This is a genomic window from Amycolatopsis keratiniphila, assembly GCF_000400635.2.
Taxonomy (GTDB): Bacteria; Actinomycetota; Actinomycetes; order Mycobacteriales; family Pseudonocardiaceae; genus Amycolatopsis; species Amycolatopsis keratiniphila.
In genome coordinates, this window is sequence record NC_021252.1 from 5,300,019 (window position 1) to 5,315,526 (window position 15,508).

Genomic DNA, 15,508 nt, shown 5'->3' on the forward strand with positions numbered 1-15,508 from the left:
CCTCTTGCCAGAGGCCGAAATCAGCCGTCGAGAGCGTCAGATGTTCGCGCCGAGCCGGTCCGCCTGGACGAGATCGGCCAGGAGCGCCAACTGTTCCCGGCGGTAGGCCTCGACGTTCGCCAGTTTGACGTCTTCGTAGCCGCGAACCAAGTCGGGCAGCTCGGCCAAGGCCAGGATCCTGCCGCGATCGGCGTCCTCGGTGCCGAAAGCGGCGAGGATCGTCTCCCGGTACTGCCCCACGAGTTCCCGCTCCACCTTCCGGACGTGTGCCTTGCCGAACGGGTCCCAGCGGGTGCCGCGCAGCTTCCGCGCGGCGCGCAGCGCGACGAACACCGGGCGGAACTTCGGGCCGAGCGCGATCTTCCGCTTCATGCCCATCGCGCGCAGGAAGGGCGGGTGCAGGCGATAGGCGTACCGGCTCCCGACGCCGAACTCCGCCTCGATCCCGGCGAGCACGGCGGGATCGAGCGAAAGCCGCGCGACCTCGTATTCGTCCTTGTAGGCCATCAGTTTGTGCAGATTCCGCGCCACCGCTTCGGTGATGGCGGTCGAATCCCCTTCCAGCAACCGGACTCGCTCGACGAACTCGGCGTACTCCCTCGCGTAGCGAACGTTCTGGTACCGGGCGAGTTCGGGAACGCGGATGTCCAGCAGGCGCGCGAGTTCCGAACCCGGTTCGGCGCGCACGAGCGCGCGGGCACGCAGCGCGCCCGCCGACGGAGTGGGGCTCGCGGCGACGGCGGGCGGCGCGACCACGGCGTGCAGCGCGTCGGGATCGGCGACGAGTTGCCTGCCCCGGCGGAACGCTTGAAGGTTGCCCGCGACGGCGACCCCGTTGAGTTCGATCGCGCGTTCCACGCTGGCCGCGTCCAGCGGGATGGCGCCGGTCTGGTGCGCCGCGCCGAGCTGGAGGATGTTGGCGAACTGGTCGTCGTCGAACAGGATCTCCGCCAGTTCCCGCGCGTCGAGCGCCACCGTCCGCGCCGCGTTGTCCGAGATCGCCCCGCGCACGGCGGCGGCATCGGGGAAGGACACCGTGGTGTCCACGACCATCCGGCCGGTCGGCACCTCGGTCGTGGAGACCACGGCCGTGGTCCTGCCGGGATCCGTCACCGTCAGATACGCGGGATCCGCGCCGACGAGGACGTCGCAAGCCAGGTAGAGATCGCATTCCCCGGCCGCGAGTTTCGGGGCCTGCGGCGTCGGCTCGGTGGTGATCTTCAGATCCGAGACGACGGCGCCGCCCTTCTGCGCGAGCCCGGTCTGGTCCAGTGTCCGGACCTGCTTGCCTTCAAGGACAGCGGCCGTGGCGAGGATCTGCGCGACGGTGACCACGCCGGTCCCGCCGACGCCGGTGATGCGAACGGTGAAGTCGGTGCCGGACGTTTCGGGAGCGGGCAGTTCGGCCGCGGTGATCTCCCCGGCCTTCCGCCGGTGTTTGCGACCGGTGGGCACCACGGTCATGAACGAGGGGCAATCCCCCGCCAGACAGGAGTAGTCGACGTTGCACGACGACTGGTGGATCGCGGTCTTGCGGCCGAATTCGGTGCTCACCGGCTGCACGGACAGGCAGTTCGACTTCTCGCCGCAGTCGCCGCAGCCCTCGCACACCCGCTCGTTGATCACGACCTTGGCGGCCGGGGTCTCCAGCTTGCCGCGACGGCGTTTGCGGCGCTTCTCGGCGGCGCATTCCTGATCGTGGATGAGCACCGTCACCCCGGGCACGCGGGCCAGTTCCTCTTGGGTGCTCAGCAGTTCGTCGCGGTGCCGGACCTCGACGCCGTCCGGCATCCGGACGCCGCGAAGCCGCTTCGGCTCATCGCTGGTGATGACCACCTTCGCGACGCCTTCGACCAGGAGCAGCGACGCCAGCCGGTCCACCGACAGGCCACCGACGGCGTCCTGCCCACCGGTCATCGCGACCGTCGCGTTGTAGAGAATCTTGTAGGTGATGTTCACTCCGGCGGCCACCGCCGCCCGCACCGCGAGGCTGCCGGAATGGGTGAACGTGCCGTCACCGATGTTCTGCACGAAATGCGAGGCGTCGACGAACGGCTCCATCCCGAGCCACTGCGCGCCCTCGCCGCCCATCTGGGTCAGGCCGACCACGTCCCCGACCTGTTCCGGTTCCATGAACAACGCCATGGCGTGGCAGCCGATACCGCCGCCGACCACCGTGCCATCGGGCACCTTGGTCGAGGAGTTGTGCGGGCAGCCGGAACAGAAATACGGCGTCCTGGTCAGCAACGGGACGGAGATGCGCTCGCGGCGGCGCCGCTGCCGCCACGCGGTCACCGACGGGATCTCGTGGTGCTCGCTCAGCCGGGTGGCCAGCACCCTCGCGATGGCGTCCGGGTCGAGCTCGCCGAGTTCGGTGCACAGGGTGCGGCCGTCCGGGCCGGTCTTGCCGTACACCGGCGGTGCGCCGGCCGTGCCGTACAAGACCTCCTTGATCGCCGACTCGACGAAGGAACGCTTCTCCTCCACCACGACGATCTCGGCGAGGCCGTCGGCGAACCGGCGGACGATCGACGGTTCGAGCGGATGGATCACACCGAGCTTGAGGATCCGGATCCCGTGCCGGGACAACGCTTCGGCGTCCAGGCCGAGCAACCGCAGCGCCTGCATCAAGTCCAAATAGGACTTTCCGGCGGTGACGATGCCGACCCGGTCCGCCGGCCCTTCCTGGACGATGCGGTTGACCCCGCTCGCGCGCACGTACTCGACGGCCAGCGGCAGGCGTTCGGTGTACAGGCTGCGTTCGAGCGCCATCAACGTGGTGCCGAGCAACCGGGTGCTGGGCTTGTGCCGGTACGCGGGCAGCGCCAGCTCCGGCGCCGTCCAGGCCGGCCGGACCTGCGCGGTGCTCGCGGCGTCGGCCACGTTCGCCACGAGTTTCATCGACGACCACAATCCGCTCGCCCTGGACAGCTCCACGGCGTGCAGGCCGAAGTCCAGCACGTCCTGGGAGTCGGACGGGAAGAACACCGGCATGGCCAGATCGGCCAGCGCGAGCTCGGAGGCGCACGGCACCGACGAGGACTTGGCGTTCGGATCGTCGCCGACCAGCGCCACCGCACCGCCCGCCGGATCGGTACCCGCGAGGTTGGCGTGCCGCAGCGCGTCCGTCGCCCGGTCGAGGCCGGGTGCCTTGCCGTACCAGAACCCGGTGACCCCGCCGCGCGACGAGCCGACCGACGCGGTGAGCTGGCTGCCCATGACCGCAGTCGCGGCGAGCTCCTCGTTCAGGCCGGGACGGTGCACGACGTCGTGCTTCTCGAGCAGGTGGGAGCGGCGGCCGAGTTCGAGGTCGTAGCCGGCCAGCGGCGAACCCTCGTAGCCGGAGACGAACACGGCGGGGGACGCCCCGGCGGCGCGATCGTGCCGCACCCGGTCGAACAGCATCCGGACCAGGGCCTGGACGCCGCTGAGGTAGACGGTGCCGTCCTCCCGCAGATACCGGTCCTCCAACGTGAACTGCTCCACCAGACCTGCCTCCTTCGGCACCCCCGCGTGACGTCACGACAGGAGACCCGACCGCGCGGGCCGTCGCAACAGGCGGCAGTCTATTGGCACCCGGCACGCAAAAAATCCGGCCCATCTTCACCGCTGGCCGATATCCGTTGCGTCTGCGTACCATCCTGGCTCATGGCGGACCAGCTCATCGACGAGACCGATCGCGAGATCCTCGAACTGCTGCGCGAGGACGCGCGGCGCACCCTTGGCGACATCGGGGCCCGCGTCACGCTGTCCACCGCGGCGGTCAAACGCCGGATCGACCGCATGCAGGAGAACGGCGTCATCGTCGGCTACACCGTCCAGATCGACCACGCCAAACTCGGCTGGGGCATCGAGGCGTTCACCGAACTGCGGTTCACCGGGACCACCAAGGTCGGCGAGATCGTCCGCACCACCACCCGGATGCCCGAGGCCCAGGCGGTGTTCACCATCGCGGGCGACCCGGACGCGCTCGTGTGGCTGCGGGTGCGGGACATGGGCCACCTGCAGCGCACCATCGACGAGATCCGGCGGCATCACCAGGTGACGGGTACGAAGACGCTGATGGTGCTGGATTCCTGGACGCGGGGGCAGCAGTGGCCTCAGCCCTCTTGAGTGGGGAGCGGTAAGTCCGTGAAGGCCTCCTTGAGGGACCCAGAGTCCCTCAAGGAGGCCTTCACGGACTCGAACCGGGACTGACAACCCAGGGCTAGCGGGTGGCGCCCCGCAGCAGCCGCTCCCCCGTCCGCGCGAGGTATTCGCCGAATTCCGCCGGTTCCTCCACCGTGAACCCGATATCGGTGAGCGTCAGGACGACCGCCAGCCACTCGAAGGAATCGACGTACGCGACATATCGGCACCTGTCGTCCCCAAGAGCCTCGAAACTCCCGTCGACCCGGTGAAGCCGGGCAGCGGCCTCGGCCGCGCCGACCTCCAGGGTCAGCGTGATCCGGAGGGATTTGGGGCTGTGAAAGCGCTCCTGGAGATGAGCCGCGACATCGTCGACGGGGAGCGCACGCGGCTCGAACGCCACCTCGGTTTTCGACGGCGCGCCGATCCGGTCGAGCCGGAAGCTCCGCCAATCGCGTCTGCCGAGGTCCCAGGCGTAGAGGTACCACCGCGTGCCGAGCTGGACGAGCCGCATCGGCTCGACCGTCCGCGACGACGGTCCGTCCTTTCCCGTGTACGCGAACTCGAGGCACCGCCGAGCCGCGATCGCGGCGGCCAGGACGTTCAGGACGTCTTGGGCGACCCGCGGCTGTTCACCGGTCCCGAATTCGACCGCGGCGAGCATTTCGTCGGTCCGCCGCCGCAGTGCCGGCGGCAGGACGCGCCGGAGTTTCGCGGCGGCGCGGTCGGCCGATTCGGCGGTCAGGTCCACGCCGGTCCCGCCCGCCGCGGCGAGCCGCAGGCCGAGCACGGTGGCGATCGCCTCGTCGTGTTCCAGCATGAGCGGCGGCAGCGCGGTGCCCGCGACCAGCCGGTAGTTGCCTCCCGGGCCGCGGCTGCTCTCGACGGGGTAGCCCAGCCCGCGAAGGTGGTCGATGTCCCGGCGCAGGGTGCGCGGCGGGACTTCCATGGCCGTCGCGAGTTCGGCGGCGGGCCACGCCCGGCCGGACTGCAGGAGCGACAACAGCCGCAGCATCCGTTCCCGTGGTGCAGTCACGATGCCTCCCGATAGTTGTGGCCGTAATCCGGCCACATCTCATCGTAGCCTCGGTTCATGGCGAAAGATCAAGCTGACCGTGGCCGGTGGATCACCGTGGAAGGAGCCCGCACGCACAACCTCCGCGACATCTCGGTCCGGGTACCGAAGCACCGGCTGACGGTGTTCACCGGCGTGTCGGGATCCGGGAAGTCGTCGCTCGCGTTCGACACCATCGCGGCCGAAGCCGAGCGCCTGGTCACCGGCACCTATCCCGCGTTCGTCCGGAACCGGCTCCCCCAGCATCCGCCCGCCGACGTCGACCGGATCGACGGACTGGTCTTCACCACGATCGTCGATCAGCGGCGGTTCACCGGCAACGCGCGGTCCACCGTGGGCACGGCGAGCGACATCGCGCCGCTGCTGCGACTGCTGTTCTCCCGCCTCGGAAAGCCGGGTGCCGGGTTCTCGCCCGCCTACTCGTTCAACGATCCGGCCGGGATGTGCCCGCGCTGCGAAGGCCTCGGCTCGGTCGACGACATCGACCTCGACCGGCTGCTCGACCGTTCGCGGAGCCTACGCGAAGGCGCGGTGCGGTTCCCGACGTTCGCCCCCGGCACCTACCGCTGGAAACGCCTCGTGCATTCCGGACTCGTCGACCCCGATGTCCCGTTGGGACGGTTGCCGTCGGCGAAGGTCGAGACGCTGCTGCACGCCGAAGCACTCCCCCTCGACGACCCCGGCCCCGATTACCCCAGGCACGGCCTCTTCGACGGCATCGTCCCGCGCCTGCGGGACTCCTATCTTCGCAAGACGCCGTCGCGGCTCACGGCGGAGGAACAGGAAGGGCTCGCCGGAGTCGTCACCCGCGGTGTCTGCCCGGAGTGCGCGGGAACCCGCCTTTCCGAGGCGGCACGCGGAAGCCTGATCGACGGGCGGTCCATCGCGGACTGGTCCGCCATGCCGGTCGGCGAGCTGCGTGACGTCGTTTCGGCCGTGCGCGATCCGTCGGTGGCGCCGCTGTCGCAGGCGATCCGGGAACGCCTCGACGCGCTGGATTCCGTCGGTCTCGGCTACCTCAGCCTGTCCCGGGAGTCGAGGACGTTGTCGGGCGGCGAAGCGCAGCGCGTCAAGATCGTCCGCCATCTCGGGAGCGCGCTCAGCGACGTCTGCTATGTATTCGACGAGCCCAGCACCGGCCTGCATCCGCACGACGTGCACCGCCTTCTCGAACTGCTGGCCAGGCTCCGCGACGCGCACAACACGATCCTGGTCGTCGAACACCATCCCGCGGTCATCGCGGCCGCCGACCACGTCATCGATCTCGGCCCCGCCGGTGGTGACGGCGGCGGGCGCATCCAGTTCGAGGGCGGCCCCGGCGAACTCGTCACGGCCGGTACCGAGACCGGGCGGCTCCTCGGTGCCCCGCTTCGTTTCCGTGAGCGGACCCGCGTCGCGCGAGGCGCCGTGACCATCTCCGGTGCCACCAGCCACAACCTCCGCGATGTCACCGTCGACGTTCCGCTCGGCGTCCTGACCGTCGTCTCGGGAGTCGCCGGCTCCGGCAAGAGCACCCTGATCACCGGCGAACTCCCCCGGCGGCATCCCGATTTCGTCGTCGTCGAACAGGCGCCGCTGCGCGGTGGCATCCGTTCGACACCCGCCACGGTGCTCGGCATCGCCGAACCCATCCGCGAAACCTTCGGGAAGGCCACCGGAAAGCATCCGTCGTGGTTCAGCGCCAACGGCCGCGGGGCGTGCCCGGTCTGCAAGGGAAAGGGCGTCATCATCACCGATCTGGCGTTCCTCGACGACGTCCAGACCGCTTGCGACGCCTGCGGCGGCACCCGGTTCAACCCGGACGCGCTCGCCGCGCGCCTGCACGGCCGGACGATCGCCGACGTGCTGGCGATGAACCCGGCGGACGCCGCCGCCCTGTTCGGCGAGCGGTCTCCGATCGGGCAACGGTCGCGCTGGCTGGACCGGGTCGGGCTCGGCTACCTGACGATCGGGCAGAGCCTCGACACCTTGTCGGGCGGCGAAAGGCAACGGCTGCTGCTCGCCCGGCACCTCGCCGACGCCGGCCCCGCGCACGAACTGCGCCTGATCCTCGACGAACCCACGGCCGGGCTGCACGGGAGCGACGTCGACCGGTTGCTCGCCCTCTTCGACGAACTCGTCGACGACGGGGCGACCCTCGTGCTGATCGAACACGACCAGCGGGTGATCGCGCACGCCGACCATGTCATCGACATCGGGCCGGGTGCGGGTGCCGAAGGCGGGACGGTGGTGTTCGAAGGCACGCCATCGGCCTTGGCCGAGGACCCCACGTCGCTCACCGGACGTCATCTGCGAACGCGTTCCCGGCGCCGGACGGCGCCGGGAACACCCACCCGCCCGGGAACAGTTCCCGGGCGAGCGCGATGATTCCCCATCGGGCTTTGCCCGACACGCCGGTACCGAACAGTTCTTGGCCCTGGTTCGCGTGATCTGGCCGACACACCGCCGGCCGGTCAGCGGCCCGCCTCCTCCCGGTCGACGACCTTGGTGAGGAAGTGCTGTTGCCCCAGCGTCCACACGTTGGTGGCCAGGAAGTACACCAGCACCCCGATCGGCACCGGGAAGAACGCCCCCGACACCAGCATGCCGACCGGCGCCAGGTACATCATCAGCTTGGTGATCCCGGCCGTCTCCGGAGAGGCCTGCCGCGCGAGTCCCGACCGCATCGACAAGAACGTGGCCAGGCTCGCGATCAGCATCAGCGGCACTCCGACGGCGATCATGTGGACGTGGTCGGTGCCGAACGCGGCCAGTTCCGCCGCGGGTTGCGAAAGCCAGTTGCCGAGCTTCGCGCCGAACAGGTCGGCGTTCAGGAACGACCGCACACCGGCGTGGTCGAAAACGTGGTTCGAAACGGCTCCCGGGGTGAAATCGCGCAGGACCCAGTACAGCGACAGGAACACCGGGAGCTGGATCAGCGCCGGGAGACAGCCGCCCAGCGGGCTGGATCCGCTTTCGGCGTGCAGTTCTTGGATCTCTTTCGCCATGCGCTGGCGGTCCTTGCCGTACTTCTCCTTGATCCGCCGCATCTCCGGGGCGAGTGCCTGCATACGGCGGCCCGCGCGCAACGCGCCGAGAGCGGGTTTCACCAGCAGGAGGCGCAGCGTGAAGACGAGGAACACGATGGACAGCACCCAGGCGATGCCCGAGTCGGGGCTCGACACGGCACCGAAGACCTTGTGCCAGAACCAGAGAATGGCGGAAACGGGGTACAGGAAGACATCGAACATGACCAGGTCACTCCGTCGGTCGAAGGTATGCGGGCAGGAGTGACTGCCTCACCTTCGAACGAAAAAGGTCAGGCAGTCGCGATGCCCGGTGACGGAGCCCTTGGCCGGACGCGACCGCGTGCGTCGGGGTCGCGCAGGCTCAGGAACAGCTGCGCGCGTTCGCGCAGGCTGATGGCGCGCACCCGCATCGCGGCGGCCGCCGGTTCCAGGCGGAAATGCACCGCGAGCGCGAGCAGGACGGCGGCGAGGGACGCGGTCAGGGCGGCGGCCAGTCCGAGCGGGTTGGCGACCGCCACCGACGCCGTCAGCGCGGTGGCCAGGCTCAGCGGGTTGATCCCGCCGACGACCGGGAGCACGACGAACAACTCGGGCAGGAACAGCGCAAGCATCAGCTTGAGCCGCACGCCGAAGTAGGTTCGCTCCACGTCACCGACATTACCGGAGATATTGCGTTGCGTGACTCCCGAGCGCGCGGGCAGTCTGTCGCCATGGGTCACGTGGAAGTCGCGCACGTCGAGTACCACCTGCCCGACGGACGGCTGCTTCTCGACGATGTCTCTTTCCGGGTCGGGGAGGGCGGTGTCTGTGCGCTCGTCGGCGCCAACGGGGCGGGCAAGACGACGTTGCTGCGGCTGATCTCGGGGGAACTCTCCCCCAGCGCGGGTTCCGTGACCATCAGCGGCGGGCTCGGGGTGATGCCCCAGTTCGTCGGGTCGGTGCGCGACGAACGGACTGTGCGGGATCTGCTCGTCTCGGTGTCGCCGGACGCGCTCCGCGCCGCCGCGCGTGCCGTCGACGAGACCGAACTCGCCTTGATGGAACGCGACGACGAGGCGAACCAGATGGCGTACGCACAGGCGCTCGGAGACTGGGGCGACGCTCGCGGCTACGAAGCCGAAGTCGTGTGGGACAAGTGCACGACGGCGGCGCTCAACCTGCCGTACGAGAAGGCGCGCTGGCGCGAGGTGCGCACGCTGTCCGGCGGCGAACAGAAACGGCTGGTGCTGGAGGCGCTGCTCCTCGGCGGGGCCGGCGTCCTCCTGCTCGACGAACCGGACAACTACCTCGACGTCCCCGGCAAGCAGTGGCTGGAAGAACGGCTGCGCGAGACCAAGAAGACCGTGCTGTTCGTTTCGCACGACCGGGAACTCCTCGCGCGGGCGGCGAAGAAGATCATCAGCGTCGAACCCGGGCCCGCCGGTGGCGACGTCTGGGTGCACGGCGGCGGCTTCGACACCTACCACCAGGCGCGTGCGGAAAGGTTCGAACGCTTCGAGGAACTCCGCCGCCGGTGGGACGAAAAGCACGCCCAGCTCAAGAAACTCGTCACCGACATGCGCCAGTACGCCGCGCGCAGCGACGAGATGGCCTCGCGCTACCACGCCGCGCAGACGCGGCTGCGGAAATTCGAGGAGGCCGGGGCGCCCGCCGCTCCCCCGCGCGAACAGAAGATCACCATGCGCCTGCGCGGCGGCCGGACCGGGGTTCGCGCCGTCACCTGCGCGGGGCTCGAACTGAGCGGCCTGATGAAACCCTTCGATCTGGAGGTCTTCTACGGCGAACGGGTCGCGGTGCTCGGCTCGAACGGCTCCGGCAAATCGCATTTCCTGCGGCTGCTGGCCGGCGAGGACGTCGCGCACGACGGACAGTGGAAGCTCGGCGCCCGCGTCGTCCCCGGTCACTTCGCGCAGACGCACGCCCACCCCGAACTGCTCGGGCAGACGCTCGTCGAAATCCTCTGGACCGGCTACGCCCGGAGCCGCGGGCCCGCGATGAACATCCTGCGCCGCTACGAACTCGACGGGCAGGGCGACCAGCGGTTCGAGAAGCTGTCCGGCGGTCAGCAGGCGCGGTTCCAGATCCTGCTGCTGGAGATCGGCGGCGCCACCATCCTGCTGCTCGACGAACCGACGGACAACCTCGACCTCGTTTCGGCGGAAGCGCTGCAACAGGCGCTGGAAGCCTACGAAGGCACCACCATCGCGGTGACGCACGACCGCTGGTTCGCACGTTCCTTCGATCGGTATCTCGTGTTCGGCTCGGACGGGCAGGTGCGGGAAACGACGGAACCGGTGTGGGACGAGCGTCCGGTGCAACGCGCACGCTGACTCGCTCGGGTCGGTAACGGCGACACACCAACGGGAAGAGCGTTCGGCGGCTCCGTCGTGTGTTTGAATGCCGCCGCGTGTCCGCATCGTCCCAAGGCTGGAGTTCCCCGTGGAGGCCGCTGCCATCCCTTTCGCCATCGCGGCCCTGTGCTGCGCGGCGTTCCTGGTGAGCTTCCTGCGCGACCGGCGCCGGTTGCGGAACGGCTTCTACCTCTTCTTCGCACTCCTCTTCCTCGGCGTGACGTTCATCGCGCTGCTCGCCTCGGTGTCTCCCGAGGCCGCGGGTTTCGTCGCGGTCGGCGTGATCCTGCTGATCATCCCGACGGTTCTCGCGCTGACGGTCTTCCTGATCTGCAACGGGATCACCATGCTCCGCCGGGAGGGACGCAGGCTGGCCAACGTCCTCTCGCTGCTGACGGGGATCGGCATCTGCGCGCTGATCGTCTTCAACGCGACGGTCACGCAGCTGTCTTGGGAACCCCTCGACATCGTGCGGGGGATCCTGAACGGCCTCGTCGTCTACTTCTCGTTCCTTTTCGTCTGTTTCCTCCTGTACTCGATCGTCTACGGCCGCATCCGGACCGAGAAGGGCGTGGACTTCGTGGTGGTGCTGGGTTCGGGGCTGCTGGACGGTCACCGGGTCCCGCCGCTGCTGGCCGGCCGTCTGAACCGCGCCCGGCGCGTGCTCGACGCGGAAGCCCGCCGCGGCGGGGAACCGATGGTGGTCACCTCGGGCGGGCAGGGCCCCGACGAGGACCTGCCCGAGTCCCACGCCATGGCCGAGCATCTGGTCGGGAACGGGGTACCGAGGGAGCGGATCCTGCTCGAAGACCGGTCGCGGACGACCTTCGAGAACCTCACCTTCAGCGCCGAGATCATGCGGCAGCGGAAGGCGGACTATCGCTGCACGGTCGTCACGAACAACTTCCACGTGCTCCGCGCCGCCCTCATCGCCCGGCGCGCCAAGGTGAACGGCCAGGTCATCGGGTCGCCGACGGCGTGGTATTTCTGGCCGAGCGCCACGATTCGCGAATTCGTCGCCATCGTGGTGGAGCACAAGTACAAGAACCTGGTGGTGTGCGGGCTCATCGTGCTCTCGCAGGTTTCCCGCGCCTTCTCGTGAGACCGCACTCGCGTGATCGAAGGCGTAACTCGCGTGATTGGAGACGTAACTCGCGAGTTACGGCTCCAATCACGCGAGTTGCGCGCCTGATCACGCGAGTTACGCCTTCGAATACCGGCCACCAGAGGAATTGACACCCCGGAGCGGATTCCGGGGATCGCCACACAGAGCGGTATGACAAATATCCGCCATCCGTTTGACAACACCGTTTTCGCCGGGCCATCGTCCTGCGCATGAGCGCTTACACCCGGCAGGCGATGGCGCGGCTGTTCGACCGGACGGCGGAGACGTACGACGCTCTCGGCGTCGACTTCTTCGGCGCGTTCGCCGAAGAACTGCTCGACCGGGTCACGCTCGTCCCCGGTGAGCGGGTGCTGGACGTCGGCTGCGGCCGGGGCGCGGTGCTGTTCCCGGCGGCCGAGCGGGTCAGCGCGAGCGGATCGGTGCTGGGGATCGACCTGTCCGCGGAAATGGTCGAGCGGACCGCGAAAGACGTCGAGGCTCGCGGCGCGAACGCCTCGGTTTCCCTTATGGACGCCCAAGAACCGACCTTGCCCGACGCCGCCTTCGACGTGGTCCTCGCGTCGTTCGTGGTCTTCTTCCTGCCCGATCCGATCGCCGGGCTGCGGTCTTGGCATCGCCTCCTGGCGCCTGGCGGCCGGCTGGGCGTGACCACCTTCGGCGCCGACGATCCGCGATGGGCCGCCGTGCGTGAGGTGTTCAAACCGTTCGTACCGCCGGAGCTGGCCTGGACGCTCGCCATCAGGTCGGGCCTCTTCGCCACCATCGAGGGTTTCGGCCAGGCCGTGGAGTCGGCGGGCTTCACCGGTGTCACGTCCGTGGAACGCGTCTATCCGGTGAAGTTCGCCGACCCCGGGCACTGGATCACCTGGTCCTGGTCGCACGGCCAGCGGATGTTCTGGGAGCTGATCCCGCAAGACCGGCTCGACGCCGTGCGCCGGGCCGTGCTCGCGGAGCTCGAACCGCTCCGCGAGCTCGACGGCAGCGTGGTGCTGGCGCAGACCGTGCGCTACACCCTCGCCCGCCACGATTGACGGTTCACAACGTGAGCCTCGGCCAGGACGCCGTGTCCCGTGAAAGCTGCCGGTCGTGCGTCGCGATCACCACCGCGGCCGGTGTCGTCCCGAGCGCGGCGGTCAGCTCGTCGACGAGCGCGGCGGACAGGTGGTTGGTCGGTTCGTCCAGCAGCACGACGTGCGGGCGAGCGGCCAGTACGAGCGCCAGGTCCAACCGTCGCCGGGCTCCGACCGACAACTCCTCCACCGGCCGGTGGCGGTCGTAACCGGCGAGCAGGCCCAGTTCACCCAGCCCCGGGCCGGAGATCCCCAACCTGGCGAGCCGTTCGTCGTACAACTCCATCGCCGTCCGCCTGCCCGGCAGGTCGGATTCCTGTCCCAGCCGCCCGATCCGCGCCGACCGGGAGCGGGTGACCGTGCCCGTGTCCGGCTCCAGTTCCCCGGCCAGCACGCTCAGGAGCGTCGACTTGCCCGCTCCGTTGGGGCCGGTGACCACCAGCCGGTCGCCGCTTTCCAGCGCCACGTCGACCGGACGCGCGAGCCGTCCGGCCACCGTGATCCCGGCGGCACGGAGCAGGACAGCACCTCCGTGTGACGGCAAGTCCGGCATGGAGAACCGGGCGGGCGGCGGCGGGACGGCCACCACGTGCCCGGCCAGCTCTTCCTGCCGCCGGTGGACCGAGCGGACCAGCCCGGGCGCGCGGGTGGCACGGACATGCCTGCCGGTGCCCTTGGGCGGGCGCCAGTTGTCGCGCAACCGGTTCCGGGCGGCGGACAGATCGTCGGCCAGCCGTTGCCGCTCGGCGATCTGCTCGGCGTGCTCGGCTTCCCAGCGGGCGCGTTCGGCATGGCGTGCCTCGACGTAACCCGCGTACCCGCCGCCGTAGACGCGCGGCCTGCCGTCGCTCGAAGGATCGAGGTCGATCACCGTGGTGGCGACGTCCGCGAGCAACGCCCGGTCGTGGCTGACCAGGACCACCACACCCGGATGCGCGCGCAACCGCTCGGTGAGGTGGTCGAGGCCCGCCGCGTCGAGATGGTTCGTCGGCTCGTCGAGCAGCAGGATCGGATGCCCGGCGCCGAGCAGGCAGGCCAGCCGGACCCGGTGGCGCTGCCCGACCGAGAGTGTCCCGAGTGGACGGTCACGATCGTCCACGGCGTTCAAGGCCGCCAACGACACTTCGACGCGCCTGTCGGCGTCCCACGCGTCGAGGGCTTCGGCCTGTTCCAGCGCGGCGGCGAAGACCTCGTCCGCGCCCGGAAGACCATCGCTGAGCGCCTCCGTGGCGGCTTCGAGACGAGCCAGCGCCTCGCGGACGGCGGCCAGTTCGAGGTCGATCAACGCGCCGACGGTGTCGGTCGCGCCGAGCGGGATCTGCTGGTCGGCGACGCCGACCGAACCCGAGCGGTGCACCTCGCCGCGATCGGCGGGCAGGTCGCCGGCGAGCACCCGGAGCAGGGTGGTCTTGCCGCGACCGTTCTCCCCGACGATGGCGACCCGGTCCCCGGCCGCGGCGACGAGATCGACGCCGGAGAGCACGGGCCGTCCCCCGAAGGAGAGGTGGACGCCGGACAGGCGGACGTGCGCCGCGCGCACAGGCGCGGGCGAAAGAGGGGAATGCATGAAGGAACTGCCTCCGGTGAAGGTGATGAGCAGGAAGAACGAACTCCGGTACCGCGGCTCGCGGTACCGGTGGAGGCGTCGTTCCTCAGAGGAACAGCAGTTGCTGCATCACGCTCACGAGGGTAGGACACGGCCGGAAGCCCCCGCATCCGATTTTCGGAACCACACCTTCGCGCCATCCCCCAGGCGTGCTCGCCACCACCCGGACACCCGCTTCCACCTGCGACTACGTCCCGCACCTAGCCCGTGAGCGGCGCTTCAAACCACCACTTTCCGGGGTCACCCACAGGTGCACCACGACGGTTGCCATGATCACCGGCCCGGCCGACGGTGGGCTTCTCAGCAGCATCTTTCGAGAGGAGCAGGACCGATGGCGAAGACCATGCAGCCGCAGGAACTCATCGACAGTGCCGTGGTCGACCCGACCGGGAACAAGCTCGGGAAGGTGGGCAACGTCTACCTCGCCGACGCGACGCGCCAGCCGGAATGGATCACCGTCAAAACGGGCCTGTTCGGCACCAAGGAGAGTTTCGTCCCGCTGTCGGGCGCGCATGCGGACAAGGAAGGCGTGCACGTCCGCGTCGACAAGGACGCGGTCACCGACGCGCCCCGTATCGAGGCCGACGGCCACCTGTCCGCGGAGGAGAGCGCGCAGCTGTACCGGCATTACGGACTGCCGATGCCGAGGACGTCCCCGGACGGCCGGATGGACGACCGGACGCAAGGCCGGGGCGACACCGGTCGTGGCAAGGCCGGTATGGACCCGGGCACACGCGCGGACACCGGCAAGCGGGACCGGGACGCCGAACCCGCCATGACGCGCTCCGAGGAACGGCTGAACGTCGGCACCGAGCAGGTCGAGACCGGCCATGTCCGGCTGCGCAAGTACGTCGTCACCGAAGAGCAGCAGGTCACCGTTCCGGTCAGTCACGAGGAGGTCCGGATCGAGCGGGAGCCGATCACGAAGCCGGGCGGCGAACGGGCCGAGATCGCCGAGGACGAACAGGAAGTCGTGCTGCACGCCGAGAAACCGGTGGTGAACAAGGAAACCGTCGCGGTCGAGCGGGCGAGGCTCAAGACCGAGACCGTCACCGAGGACCAGACGATCTCCGGCAAGGTCCGCAAGGAACAGTTCGAGGTCACCGACGACGAGGGCAAGCACCGCAAGTCGTGACCCGGGGCG

11 protein-coding genes are annotated in these 15,508 nt (G+C 69.4%); 6 read left to right on the plus strand and 5 right to left on the minus strand.

Going from position 1 to position 15,508, the window contains the following annotated elements; all coding sequences use genetic code 11:
* Positions 1-36: 36 nt before the first annotated feature.
* Entirely contained in the window at positions 37-3,486 is a 3,450-nt protein-coding gene (locus AORI_RS64930; RefSeq protein ID WP_016335123.1) for an indolepyruvate ferredoxin oxidoreductase family protein, read from the minus strand.
* 162 nt (positions 3,487-3,648) lie between these two features.
* On the opposite strand from AORI_RS64930, the gene AORI_RS64935 reads away from it, so the two are divergent.
* Positions 3,649-4,113: an Lrp/AsnC family transcriptional regulator gene (locus AORI_RS64935; protein ID WP_016335124.1), complete on the plus strand. Its 465-nt coding sequence runs from the start codon at positions 3,649-3,651 to the stop codon at positions 4,111-4,113.
* A 94-nt stretch (positions 4,114-4,207) separates the two neighbouring features.
* On the opposite strand, the gene AORI_RS64940 is transcribed toward AORI_RS64935, so the two are convergent.
* Positions 4,208-5,164: a helix-turn-helix transcriptional regulator gene (locus tag AORI_RS64940; RefSeq protein WP_228688171.1), complete on the minus strand. Its 957-nt coding sequence runs from the start codon at positions 5,162-5,164 to the stop codon at positions 4,208-4,210.
* A 57-nt stretch (positions 5,165-5,221) separates the two neighbouring features.
* Here AORI_RS64940 and AORI_RS64945 point away from each other — a divergent pair, with 57 nt between their 5' ends.
* Positions 5,222-7,570 carry an excinuclease ABC subunit UvrA gene (locus AORI_RS64945; RefSeq protein ID WP_228688172.1) on the plus strand — a complete coding sequence of 783 codons (2,349 nt, stop codon included), beginning with the start codon at positions 5,222-5,224 and terminating at the stop codon, positions 7,568-7,570.
* Positions 7,571-7,656: 86 nt separating this feature from the next.
* Here the strand turns inward: AORI_RS64945 and yidC are convergent, their stop codons facing one another.
* Both yidC and AORI_RS64955 read right to left on the minus strand, forming a co-directional pair.
* Complete coding sequence (gene yidC / locus AORI_RS64950) at positions 7,657-8,433, minus strand: membrane protein insertase YidC (RefSeq protein WP_016335127.1); 777 nt, start codon at positions 8,431-8,433, stop codon at positions 7,657-7,659.
* A 68-nt stretch (positions 8,434-8,501) separates the two neighbouring features.
* Positions 8,502-8,858, minus strand: coding sequence for a DUF6412 domain-containing protein (locus tag AORI_RS64955; RefSeq protein ID WP_016335128.1), 357 nt, complete (start codon positions 8,856-8,858; stop codon positions 8,502-8,504).
* 63 nt (positions 8,859-8,921) lie between these two features.
* On the opposite strand from AORI_RS64955, the gene AORI_RS64960 reads away from it, so the two are divergent.
* From AORI_RS64960 to AORI_RS64970, 3 genes are all read left to right on the plus strand, one after another.
* Positions 8,922-10,541: an ABC-F family ATP-binding cassette domain-containing protein gene (locus AORI_RS64960; RefSeq protein ID WP_016335129.1), complete on the plus strand. Its 1,620-nt coding sequence runs from the start codon at positions 8,922-8,924 to the stop codon at positions 10,539-10,541.
* A 109-nt stretch (positions 10,542-10,650) separates the two neighbouring features.
* On the plus strand, positions 10,651-11,664 hold the full coding sequence (locus tag AORI_RS64965; protein ID WP_016335130.1) for a YdcF family protein: 1,014 nt from the start codon (positions 10,651-10,653) through the stop codon (positions 11,662-11,664).
* A 233-nt stretch (positions 11,665-11,897) separates the two neighbouring features.
* Positions 11,898-12,719: a class I SAM-dependent methyltransferase gene (locus AORI_RS64970; RefSeq protein ID WP_016335131.1), complete on the plus strand. Its 822-nt coding sequence runs from the start codon at positions 11,898-11,900 to the stop codon at positions 12,717-12,719.
* A 4-nt stretch (positions 12,720-12,723) separates the two neighbouring features.
* On the opposite strand, the gene AORI_RS64975 is transcribed toward AORI_RS64970, so the two are convergent.
* Complete coding sequence (locus AORI_RS64975) at positions 12,724-14,325, minus strand: ABC-F family ATP-binding cassette domain-containing protein (RefSeq protein WP_016335132.1); 1,602 nt, start codon at positions 14,323-14,325, stop codon at positions 12,724-12,726.
* Positions 14,326-14,695: 370 nt separating this feature from the next.
* Between AORI_RS64975 and AORI_RS64980 the strand changes: the two genes are divergently transcribed.
* A complete protein-coding gene (locus AORI_RS64980; protein ID WP_016335133.1) occupies positions 14,696-15,499 on the plus strand; it encodes a DUF2382 domain-containing protein in 804 nt (267 codons plus the stop codon).
* Positions 15,500-15,508: the final 9 nt, after the last annotated feature.